Genomic DNA, 10,410 nt, shown 5'->3' on the forward strand with positions numbered 1-10,410 from the left:
CTTCCGCAAGAAGCTTTCCCGAATTATAGATATATGTGGTTGTGTCACTTTCTACCTTTATTAAATAAGAAAAGGTCGCGGCGGAATGAATGATATGAGCCGCGACACTTTGTCTACACTCTGAAACTTATTTGCACAAGCTGCACAAACAAGTTTTTTCTCACCATATATATATACGATAATCATATTCACTAGCCCAGAGGCATATGCCCATTTCCGCTTGTGAATCACATAAAAAAATACTACAACAATCATTCATAAATTCAGACTCATTTATTAAAAAATCTATTTTTTCTTTTATGATTGATCCTTTTAATTTAACCGCACCATTTTTTACTGCATCCCTCTCAAAAAAGATGTATTCATCATTTTCGTTGATGTTAGACAATACTTTAACCCGATATCGAATTAGAACATCTGCTTCATCGTTATAAATCTCAGACTGCTCACACTCATCTATATCATCTAATTTCTTTAGAATTATTTCTTGCACTTTCAAGGTTTTCTCTACATCTATAAAATCCTCCACTGATAGTATTAATCCATTATTATTCCATTTACTACAAACGATTTGATTATTATTTTTGCGTTTTAACTCTTTCAAGCGTTCTTGATTACTCATATCTCTAAACTCCTTTGACTTAAATCCTTGGAATAATTCTGGAAAATGCCCCCGCTCATTACTGCTATAGTTGAATTAAAGCTAATCCAAACTGTTTGCTAGAATTACCTTGTATAAAAATACTATTTAACTACAAACTAACTATATTTATATTATTTCCAAAATGCTATGAATACGAGCTAAACTATTTTTTATATCTTGTATATCATCTTCAAAAAAAGAACACGTGTAATCTTTTAACTCTGATGTCCCCTTTTTTTTAATATACTCTAATTTGCTCTTTTGATTATGAAACATGCCAGCATCAAGCATTGATATTTTTTCTAAAAGCTCTCCAGGCCACAATTCTCCTATAAAAATATTCTCTTGTAGCATATCTAATGCCTTCTCTACAGCGAATTCCATAAACATTTTTTGCCTAAACATATGCAAAACATCAGCAACATCTATATCATCTGGTGTTTTAGCTAAAAGACTGTTGTACCACTTTTGTAAAGGATATAATTCTTTTCCCTCTATAAATTTACAACTAAACATTTCTCCAATCGTCATTTTTATATACCTAACACGTAAAATTTTTCAAAAGTACTCCTATTAATATATTTTTAAATACCCCTGTTCTTTCCATACTTTTAAAGTAAACCCATGGCCGCACAAGCTAATGCTGTTCCCGTTCCTGCTGTTGCTACAGTAACAATAGCAAGTGCTGTAATTACACCTAATCCTAATTACTAATCTGGATTATTTTCAACATACTCAAGAAATGAATCTTGTAACTCTTCATCAGTATCAACGCCATTAATATATACTTTAATATCAAATTCTTCCTCTCCATCCAAAGAGCTTGACCCATCCAATACACCAAATACACTTGAGATAGAATCTATTATAGTATGCTGAATTACATCTAAAAAAACTTTTCTGCTTTCTTCATTCAAGCCACTATAAAGTTCCAAAGCGTTCTTCCAATAATCGGAAGTCTTGCTATTAACGATAGTATTATTGAATAAGTCTTCGTATATACCTCGTCCGTCATTCACTAATGTTTGGTATAGATTTTCAATAAATTTTTCATTCATATTATTTCACCATGTATAAAGGATACATCTTTCTATTAAGATCTATTAGTTGTCTATAAGCAGAATTAGGAATATCTGGATACACCATTTTTAATTCAAATAAAACTCTAGCTATTAATTGTCTAACGCTTGATATTCCTTGAGTGCTTCTTGAAACAATCCCATTTGGACCACTAATTGTATGCCCTGCTTTAGGTACATTAATTGATGGAGGGATATCAGCATTAGTCTCCTCTATGAAATTCTAAGATTTGATTTAATGAAAGTAATATTATAAACCTCTTTCGTTTACAATCTTATTAAGCTCCTTACCAATTAAGCCGTAACTTCCCAATCCATAAACGCTTTTGTATTTTGGAATATAGCCTAACTCGCTCCCACTTACATCAACATATGTTTCTCTTATAATATCCCAAAAACCAAAATCTTCATTTTTCTGTTTATCAGTAACTTCAGAAAAAGCTATACTCTTTGCAAAGCCTTTTCTCCATAATTGCGTGTTTATTACCTCTACCAAAAGGATATTATTGTCCTCTATTGATTTTGTATATACATCTGATGATGAGAAATAATCAAAAATATAAATTAAATACATCCCATTAACAAAACTATCTCGGCTCTCAACATTTGTACGAATAACTTTACCAAAACAATAAAGATTATCTCTAATAGATAAAACAAAAATATCTCCTTCAACTGGCTTTTTATTCGACTTTTTTAATACGATTAATTGATTATCGTCCACAATATACTTTCTTCATCTCCTTAATGTTAGTTACTTAAAACTTGTTTGTACAAGTTGTACAAACAAGTTTTTTGCTAAATTAATCTTTCTTTGCTACAAACATTATTAATTCTTCAAAATTCGCAGCAACAACTGCAACTTCAGAATCATCCATTCCAATAAACGGAACCTCTATATAGTCTCCATTCTTATTTATTCCATATGCCATGTCTCCTCCATCAGAACCTATAAGTATGATATCACTTAAAAATTCTTGAGTTTCATAAGCATCATTTAACTCCTCTATTTCATCTTTTTCCCAAAGCAATAAGTAATTATCCTCTCCAATGAATCCCTCACCACTTATAGCTTCATTAATGTACTTGTCAAAATCTCCATATTTCTCACTATGAAATAATACTTCACTAGTAGATTTATTAAATCTACTTAATTTACTTTCGATATCTTCCTTCATAGCTGGTCTCCTTTACTTTCAGCATTCACTCTAAATGAATTATATTTTTATATCAGCATCCGTTTGAAAAAAGCGATATCCATTTGATTTAACTATGACTTCTTCCAAATCTTTTTCATTTGCACTTAAAACTCTATTACCATAAAGTATATCAGCGTTTATTTCTTTTAAATATGAACATATATTTGATATTTTTTCTTTATTAATATCAAAAACACACTTATATCATCATACAAATTAAAACATACTGAAATAACATCTTTAGGCATTCCATTTTTCATTACACTATCAATCCATTCTGAAATTCTGTAATACATATCATCCTCTCCTATCTATTTTAATTATCCTTTTCACTTTGTTATCACTACTTCAAAGGTATTATCCTAGAATCATCTGTTATCTTTTACATTTTTTATATTAAAAGAACTAAACAATATCTGTTTACTTTTATAAATGTCAATTCCATCCTCTAAAAGCTTGCAAGTGAGACAGCTAATATAATTTTTCATTATTTATACATTTTATACATAAGATCTTCTAATCGATAATTCTACCTATATCTATGTCTGCTTCGCGTTGTTTTTTTGCAGTACATCTTCCCATATATATTTTAGCAACATTTAAATCCTCTTCAGTATTTCCAAGTATTTCAAGAACTGTAATAGCAAAAATATCCGACAAATAATCATCTGCTTGTTCGACAACATCTTCGAAATATCCAAATAAACTTGTTAGTTTTTCTTTATCTTCATTTTTTCGTAATAAAGAAATTACTTTAGGCATGATAATATCTTCAATAACAATTGTGTCCATCTCTCCCATTGACTCACTCAGAGCAATATCAATTGTATCTCTAGTTTCTGGAAAGAAATCTTCCATAGAATTTATAAATTCATTAAATCTAATCATATCATTTCACCTACTTGTTTAAATAATTTTATTGCATATTCTAAATCTGATATTAGAGCTTCCGCTATATCTAAATCATTTACCCCTAATGAACCTGCTCTGATTAGCTTATTTAATTCCGTTAGACGATTTATTGCTTTAAGTAAATGTTTTGAACTACCTGCTCCAATTTCTTTGATAAAAGTGCACACATGGCTGCGCATGCTAATACTGTTCCTGTACCATCTGTTGCTACAGTTACTACCGCAAGAGATGTGATTAAGCCTAATCCTATTACTACCTTCTGTGTATTAGTAAGCTGTGGCCATTCACCTGACTGATCCTGACAGTTCACTGGATTATTATTACGATATACGCAGACAGATTAGAAATATACGATATTAATTAGAATTTCACCTCATATAATTTGTATATTATAAAATCTCCTGATTCCAAGTCCCCTCCAGATGTTATTAGTTGATTTCTTAACGAAATAAATCTTTTTAATTCTTCATAATCATCTATTAAACCATATTTATTTAATTTTATTAACTCAAAGCATTTATTCCTATCAAAATGCAACTCATTGTAGAGTGCTGAATAATACGAGCCTCCAGAGTAGGCATAATCATATCCTATCGGAATCATACTTTTTAATTCACTTGTATCAAAACATGGCTCACTTTTCTCGGTTTCACATAATAAAACTCTGTAGTCTATATGTTCTTTCTCAGAATAAGTTATATATTTTTTTATAAATATATTATCTGCACATACGTCAACCCAGTCATCATCGTACCAAGCCTTTTCAACTTTTTCATCCAATTCGTCTAACCATTCTTCGTTAAAGTTATCATTAAGATACCAATTATCTCCATCTACGCCTTGATATATTTTGTAATCCTTTTTTTGAAATATAACTCCATTTATCATATTGACTTCTCCCAGTTTTTAATCCGCATTTATTGTGAACTAAAACTCCACTCTCACCTACAAAGTAAGTATGATAATCCTCTACTGCAAAATTATAGACTGTTACAGGCCCTGCTAGATGCTCTTTATTCTTTTTCTCCAGATGAAGTTTATTTCCTTCATCATCCATAAGTGTATCAGATTATCTTAACTCTCCAGCCTTAACAAAGCCTCTTTCTAGTGTATAGAATGGATGCCCCTCAGTGGTAATAAATTCTTCACCATCAATTGTTAGGTAAACTACATCATATGTAGCATGCTCATAAGTCTCTAAAACTGGCTTATAATCAACTTCTCCAGTCTCAGGATTCTCCGCAAGTACATAATCACCTACTTCAATATCCTCAATAGCCACTTCACCAGCTATAGTACATACTAGCGTTCCGGCTACAAAGCAATGCGGTGAATTCATTCCACCTGTAACAGCACCACCAATAGCTCCCCACATGAAGCCATCTGCAGCACCATATATTGATAATTCTTTTGTAACTTGAACGCATGATTATTTTATCCAATAGTCATGCGTTCATTTTTAATATTATAAAAATGTAACCTTAGGTATTCCGCGCGAAACAATGTCTATATTATAATTAGGAGTAATAACCACATAATGAAATATCTCCTTCTCTGACAAAAAACCGCCCGCTGTATCAAAGATAAATTCACCAAACTCTCCATCTGTCAATTCATATAATACATTACAGAAATGATTCTTTTTTAGTGTCATTAATTGGTCATCATTTAAATATATCCCATTTTGAACAATACCCTCATCCAGCAATCTAAAACCATGAACAAGGTAAAAGTTTATCTCTATTTTCTTTTCATCATCAAACAGATACACCGTCAACCAATCTTCTGAAAAAGAAATTGAAACCTCAAAATAACCATCAAAGAATATATTATTATCATATACTTTCCATTTTTCCATTTTATCTCCACTAATATCGTATCTTTATTACTCTACTATTTGATAAAACCACTTCTAATGTCGGTCCAAGTGTATTACTTCCTTGTCTTGCTACAATTTTAATGCCATTTTCTAAAAAGCCTATTTTACCTGGTCCATATGAGGTACTAATGTCTTGAACATTTAATAACTTTAAGTTCGAAAAATCTTCTAATAATTAGATGCTCTTTATTCTTTTTCTCCAGATATAGTTTATTACCTTTAGCATCTACAAGTGTATCAGAATATCTAAGCTCTACAGCCTTAACAAAGCCTCTTTCAAGTGTATAGAATGGATGGCTTTACTATGAGCATTCTCTAATAAGTCTTGATTCTACCTGCTTTAATAATTCATCATCATTATTAACAGATTTTAAATAAGCCAAATAAGCCTCCGCAGCCCTATCAATCTCATTTTCAAATTCATCAAAGGTTATCACTTGATTACCCCAATCTGATATCTTAGGGTTGTCTAAATGGTATTCAATATCCATTGAACCATCCCATTTTTCACATGTAACAATACTAACCACAACATCAGTAAATTTCTTCTTAAATTCAATCCAAGTATCATACGCATCAACATCACTAAGAACAACGTACTCTGCCTTTTTAAGACCTTCCTTCACACGCACCAGCCTTTCAATCCAATCAGAAAGATCAATTTGCCCCATGATTCCATCAAGTTCTTCGGGATAATAATCGCCGTAAGTATAACCATTAACATCTATTTGCAAATAACCATTCTGTCCTGGAAAATCATCCCATTCGTTACAAATTCCCCTAAAAATAATTTTAAACATTGCTCATATCCTCCTATCTAAAAAAGGTCCTTTTGGCTAGTTTTGCAGCTAATTCCTCATCCGTCAAATGAGCAGCTTCTTGTTCAAACTTTGTGAACGAATGTCGATTTAGTATGTGATTCACACTTTTGTTGGATAAATCAATTGATTTTACTGCACACATATTATGCACCAGAACTTCATTCTCACCAACAAAGTAAGTATGATAATCCTCTACTGCAAAATTGTATACAGTGACTGGCTTAGATAAGTGCTCCTTATTCTTTTTCTCTAAATGAAGCTCTTTTCCATTGTCGTCTACAAGAGTATCAGAATATCTCAGCTCTCCTGCCTTAACAAATCCTCTTTCAAGTGTGAAGAATGGATGACCTTCTGTAGTGGTAAAGTCTTCTCCATCAATGGTTAGGTAAACTATATCATAAATATCGTGCTCGTATGTCTCAAGTGCAGGCTTATAGTCTATCTCGCCAGTCTCAGGATTCTCCGCAAGTACATAATCGCCAACTTCAATATCCTCTATAGGAACTTCACCATCTACAGTACATACCAGTGTTCCAGCTACAAAGCAGTGAGGTGAGTTCATACCTCCTGTGATTGCTCCACCTATAGAGCCCCACATGAAGCCATCTACAGCAGCCTGCTTAGTGGTTTGCAAATCACCAGTTTTTAGATACTCGATACCACCACTTATTACTGCTCCATATTCGGCACCACTCACTATCCCTGTAGCATCGCCTTCAAATACACCACACAAATCAATAATTCAGCTAGAATTTATACCGTATCATCAATCAAGGCTTATAACAAGGCCATCATAATTTACACATTTACATCCTTCCTCTGAAACTAAAAACAATGTTTTTTCACTTGGTAAAGCATACATTAGAATCCCATTGTAATCTAAAACCAACGTATGTCCTTCGCCAGTATAAATATTAAATGCATATGCGTAGAAGCATCTTTTCCACTGATCAAAAATAATATCTGTCACATGTCCATACTTTTCATTTTTATACTCCCACACCATTTTCCCCTCTTGATTATACTTAATTAGGCTCCCGCCAATTTCAGAAATCACTACACAGTTATCATCTGTTCTAATTGGTGAAAAAAATGAAAACGTTCTGGATTTTATTTTCTTATCCATCAAAAGACAATTATCTTTTAATAAAACAATCTCATTTCCTACAGAATCAATAACAACCTTGTAGTATTTATAGATTGTGAGCTCGTTTGTGCAGATATTTAGCAAATAAGTTTTTTCATTTGAACCAATATACAATTCTTGTCTATTCCTAAACGTAAGCCAATCAATCCTTTTTAAAATTTTGTTTTCACATATCACTTCGCCAGTAAAAACAGAACAAACCTGAACAGTACTTTTACCAAAATCATCCCATTCTGCCGAACAAATCATATCACCATCATCTGACACAGCCTGACGTTCACCATATAAATCTCCGTAACACCTAATAATATTGAGTCTTTTACAAAGTTTTGAATCAAAAACAGAAATTGCCACCTTATTATCTTCTATTTTTTCAACACCAATCCAATACAATCCATTATTAGAAGTTCTTAAATATCCATATTTTGACATAAAATTTACCAACATAAAGTTGTTTTTCACCTCCTACTACCATAGCTGCTTTAATCCGTTAAAAAATTTTATAAAATCATCCATAGGAACTTCACCAGGTTTATATTTTGAAAAAAAGCTCTCCCATAATTGATTATAGCTATATGAAGATGAACGGTGTGTAGACTGCTTTAGCCAAATACCAAAGTCAGGATTATTTATATCTATTTCTAACCCATCAAAATACTTTTGAAATTTACGTGGAAAAATATGATGTGCGTCAAATCCTGGTCCTGGGTCAAATCCACCCTCTTTTATCATATTTTCACCAAGCTTACATCTATTGTGTACAAAAACCTTATTCTCACCAATAAAGTAAGTATGATAATCCTCAACAGCAAAATTATATACTGTTACAGGTTCTTCAAGGTGAACTATTTCTTTGTACTCGAGGTGTAAGTGCTTACCTTCTGAATCTAGTAGATTATCTGAATATCTCAGCTCAGCTGCTTTTACAAATCCTCTACCTTCCACATAAAAAGGATGTCCTTCTGTTGTAGTAAATTCTTCTCCATCTATGGTTAAATACACTACATCATAAGTATCATGCTCATAGGTCTCTAGTACAGGCTTATAGTCTATCTCGCCAGTCTCAGGATTCTCAGCAAGTACATAATCTCCTACTTCAATATCTTCAATAGGAACTTCACCATCTATAGTACATACCAGTGTTCCAGCCACAAAGCAATACGGTGACGTCATTCCTCCTGTAACTGCTCCTGTAACTGAGCCCCACATAAATCCATCTGCAGCTCCGTCTATTGCCGCTTGTTTAGTGGCTTGCATATCCCTTGTTTTGAGATACTCAATTCCACCACTTATTACAGCTCCCGAAGCAGCACCACTTACAGCTCCTGTGCAAGAACCAATCAATGCGCCCATTACTACGCAAGATGCTCCACCAGTTACGACTGCTGAAACAGCAAGAACTGTGATAACGCCAAGCCCTATTGCTACTTTTTGTGTATTCGATAGCTCTGGGAAATTTCCACTTTCATCCTGGCAATTAACAGGATTATTATTACCGTATTCAAATAGATTATACCCGTTTACATCCTCAGATACACCTGCAATTACACTATCAGCACTAATAAATCTGTGCACCTTAGGGTCATAGTATCTTGCATTAAGATAATAGAACTTTGTCTCATTATCGTAATAATATCCTCTATATCTAATTGGATTTCTCTCTAGGATATTGTTTTCATCTTCACCCTTGTAGAAACGGCTAGCTTCTATAGCTATAACATTTCCCCAGACATCATATTCATAGGTTCCTACAGGAACTGAATCTGAACTTCTACAAATTCCAACGACATCACCTTGGGCATTTTTTGTATAAAAATATCTACACTCAGCAGAAAGATTTCCACCATCTTTCTTCTGATAGCCTATTCTAAAAACACACCAACAGCATATGTTTTACCGACATATCGTTGGTGTGTAATTCATATAATTGTTTAAATCCTACATTAATCTAAAAATATCATGGGGCTAATATACATTATTCTTCAGTTGTAAAACAATTCGATTATATTTACCATAAATCAAACCGATCTATACATACGTGAATATAATCTCCCCTCGAAATATCTTTAGGTACTAGTTCACTATCAATAGAAATAATAATTTCACCAAGGAATAATTTATTATTCTCATACCTACCAATTATTTCATATCGGAAGCCTGATTGTGAAATAATCGTTTCGGTATTAACCTCAGATATAAAAATATCATGAACCCCTAATACTTTAATATCATCATCAATTATATCTCCAACTTTGTATGAACAATCATCTGAAAAACAAACAATGTCAAATAACCCATCACTTATAACAACACTTGCTTCATAATTATCTATATCTATCCAGTCTATCGCTTTTACATACATAGACATACCTCCTTGTTAAAAAATCCCTAGGCTAGGTGCCCTTTTGGCTAATTCCTCGACCGTCTTTATATGGAATGTCGTTATATTTCCTGTAACTCTATCTAAGCCGACAAATCCAAATTTATCACCACTCATGAATGAAACATATCCGTTAAGTTCTTTAGCATACTTACCATTTTTTAACACATAATTAGCATCATCTATATAATTAGCTAATGAATAAAACTTTTTATCTAATAATTTCGCAATTTGACCACCATGCTTAACAAAGTGATTTATCTCATTTTCTTTGGAATTAAATGCCTTTTCAACACCACAATTATTGTGAACCAGTACATCATTCTCACCAACAAAGTAAGTATGATAAT

Annotated in this window: 16 protein-coding genes and 1 pseudogene; all 17 read right to left on the reverse strand. The window is 32.5% G+C overall.

The window, feature by feature from the left end; all coding sequences use genetic code 11:
- Window positions 1–160 precede the first annotated feature (160 nt).
- Entirely contained in the window at window positions 161–622 is a 462-nt protein-coding gene (locus BM097_RS01075) for a YxiF family protein (protein WP_090545058.1), read from the reverse strand.
- 147 nt (window positions 623–769) lie between these two features.
- Window positions 770–1,174: a contact-dependent growth inhibition system immunity protein gene (locus tag BM097_RS01080; RefSeq protein WP_143084938.1), complete on the reverse strand. Its 405-nt coding sequence runs from the start codon at window positions 1,172–1,174 to the stop codon at window positions 770–772.
- A 179-nt stretch (window positions 1,175–1,353) separates the two neighbouring features.
- On the reverse strand, window positions 1,354–1,701 hold the full coding sequence (locus tag BM097_RS01085) for a hypothetical protein (RefSeq protein WP_090545062.1): 348 nt from the start codon (window positions 1,699–1,701) through the stop codon (window positions 1,354–1,356).
- Window positions 1,702–1,972: 271 nt separating this feature from the next.
- Complete coding sequence (locus BM097_RS01090) at window positions 1,973–2,446, reverse strand: Imm26 family immunity protein (protein ID WP_177197325.1); 474 nt, start codon at window positions 2,444–2,446, stop codon at window positions 1,973–1,975.
- 79 nt (window positions 2,447–2,525) lie between these two features.
- Entirely contained in the window at window positions 2,526–2,900 is a 375-nt protein-coding gene (locus BM097_RS01095) for an SMI1/KNR4 family protein (protein WP_090545066.1), read from the reverse strand.
- A gap of 167 nt (window positions 2,901–3,067) precedes the next feature.
- The gene (locus BM097_RS16210) at window positions 3,068–3,217 is read right to left on the reverse strand and encodes a hypothetical protein (protein WP_177197326.1); all 150 of its coding nucleotides are present in this window, start codon (window positions 3,215–3,217) and stop codon (window positions 3,068–3,070) included.
- A 220-nt stretch (window positions 3,218–3,437) separates the two neighbouring features.
- The gene (locus BM097_RS01100) at window positions 3,438–3,809 is read right to left on the reverse strand and encodes a DUF7674 family protein (protein ID WP_090545068.1); all 372 of its coding nucleotides are present in this window, start codon (window positions 3,807–3,809) and stop codon (window positions 3,438–3,440) included.
- Window positions 3,810–3,939: 130 nt separating this feature from the next.
- The gene (locus BM097_RS01105; RefSeq protein WP_090545070.1) at window positions 3,940–4,143 is read right to left on the reverse strand and encodes a hypothetical protein; all 204 of its coding nucleotides are present in this window, start codon (window positions 4,141–4,143) and stop codon (window positions 3,940–3,942) included.
- A gap of 50 nt (window positions 4,144–4,193) precedes the next feature.
- Complete coding sequence (locus BM097_RS01110; protein WP_090545072.1) at window positions 4,194–4,721, reverse strand: hypothetical protein; 528 nt, start codon at window positions 4,719–4,721, stop codon at window positions 4,194–4,196.
- Window positions 4,657–5,208, reverse strand: a pseudogene (locus BM097_RS16595) (polymorphic toxin-type HINT domain-containing protein). The gene BM097_RS01110 and the pseudogene BM097_RS16595 overlap by 65 nt, the downstream one beginning before the upstream one ends.
- Window positions 5,209–5,298: 90 nt before the next feature.
- On the reverse strand, window positions 5,299–5,691 hold the full coding sequence (locus BM097_RS01125; RefSeq protein ID WP_090545079.1) for a hypothetical protein: 393 nt from the start codon (window positions 5,689–5,691) through the stop codon (window positions 5,299–5,301).
- 323 nt (window positions 5,692–6,014) lie between these two features.
- A complete protein-coding gene (locus BM097_RS01130) occupies window positions 6,015–6,512 on the reverse strand; it encodes a hypothetical protein (protein WP_090545081.1) in 498 nt (165 codons plus the stop codon).
- Window positions 6,513–6,525: 13 nt separating this feature from the next.
- Window positions 6,526–7,266, reverse strand: coding sequence for a polymorphic toxin-type HINT domain-containing protein (locus tag BM097_RS01135; RefSeq protein ID WP_090545083.1), 741 nt, complete (start codon window positions 7,264–7,266; stop codon window positions 6,526–6,528).
- 33 nt (window positions 7,267–7,299) lie between these two features.
- A complete protein-coding gene (locus BM097_RS01140) occupies window positions 7,300–8,127 on the reverse strand; it encodes a hypothetical protein (RefSeq protein WP_090545085.1) in 828 nt (275 codons plus the stop codon).
- Window positions 8,128–8,148: 21 nt separating this feature from the next.
- Window positions 8,149–9,570 carry a polymorphic toxin-type HINT domain-containing protein gene (locus BM097_RS01145; RefSeq protein ID WP_330389531.1) on the reverse strand — a complete coding sequence of 474 codons (1,422 nt, stop codon included), beginning with the start codon at window positions 9,568–9,570 and terminating at the stop codon, window positions 8,149–8,151.
- A gap of 118 nt (window positions 9,571–9,688) precedes the next feature.
- Window positions 9,689–10,042 (reverse strand): hypothetical protein, encoded by a 354-nt coding sequence (locus BM097_RS01150; protein ID WP_090545089.1) that lies wholly within the window; start codon window positions 10,040–10,042, stop codon window positions 9,689–9,691.
- A 15-nt stretch (window positions 10,043–10,057) separates the two neighbouring features.
- Window positions 10,058–10,410, reverse strand: a 353-nt coding sequence (locus BM097_RS16220; RefSeq protein ID WP_207647027.1) for a hypothetical protein, incomplete at its 5' end; no start/stop codon positions are given.

Source organism: Pseudobutyrivibrio sp. OR37 (genome assembly GCF_900113655.1).
Taxonomy (GTDB): Bacteria; Bacillota; Clostridia; order Lachnospirales; family Lachnospiraceae; genus Pseudobutyrivibrio.

What these genes read in the sequence shown, in the direction of transcription:
- BM097_RS01075 (WP_090545058.1), bottom strand. Translation starts at nt 622, where the DNA reads ATGAGTAATCAAGAACGCTTGAAAGAGTTAAAACGCAAAAATAATAAT.
- BM097_RS01080 (WP_143084938.1), bottom strand. Translation starts at nt 1,174, where the DNA reads ATGACGATTGGAGAAATGTTTAGTTGTAAATTTATAGAGGGAAAAGAA.
- BM097_RS01085 (WP_090545062.1), bottom strand. Translation starts at nt 1,701, where the DNA reads ATGAATGAAAAATTTATTGAAAATCTATACCAAACATTAGTGAATGAC.
- BM097_RS01095 (WP_090545066.1), bottom strand. Translation starts at nt 2,900, where the DNA reads ATGAAGGAAGATATCGAAAGTAAATTAAGTAGATTTAATAAATCTACT.
- BM097_RS16210 (WP_177197326.1), bottom strand. Translation starts at nt 3,217, where the DNA reads ATGTATTACAGAATTTCAGAATGGATTGATAGTGTAATGAAAAATGGA.
- BM097_RS01100 (WP_090545068.1), bottom strand. Translation starts at nt 3,809, where the DNA reads ATGATTAGATTTAATGAATTTATAAATTCTATGGAAGATTTCTTTCCA.
- BM097_RS01110 (WP_090545072.1), bottom strand. Translation starts at nt 4,721, where the DNA reads ATGATAAATGGAGTTATATTTCAAAAAAAGGATTACAAAATATATCAA.
- BM097_RS01125 (WP_090545079.1), bottom strand. Translation starts at nt 5,691, where the DNA reads ATGGAAAAATGGAAAGTATATGATAATAATATATTCTTTGATGGTTAT.
- BM097_RS01130 (WP_090545081.1), bottom strand. Translation starts at nt 6,512, where the DNA reads ATGTTTAAAATTATTTTTAGGGGAATTTGTAACGAATGGGATGATTTT.
- BM097_RS01140 (WP_090545085.1), bottom strand. Translation starts at nt 8,127, where the DNA reads ATGTTGGTAAATTTTATGTCAAAATATGGATATTTAAGAACTTCTAAT.
- BM097_RS01150 (WP_090545089.1), bottom strand. Translation starts at nt 10,042, where the DNA reads ATGTATGTAAAAGCGATAGACTGGATAGATATAGATAATTATGAAGCA.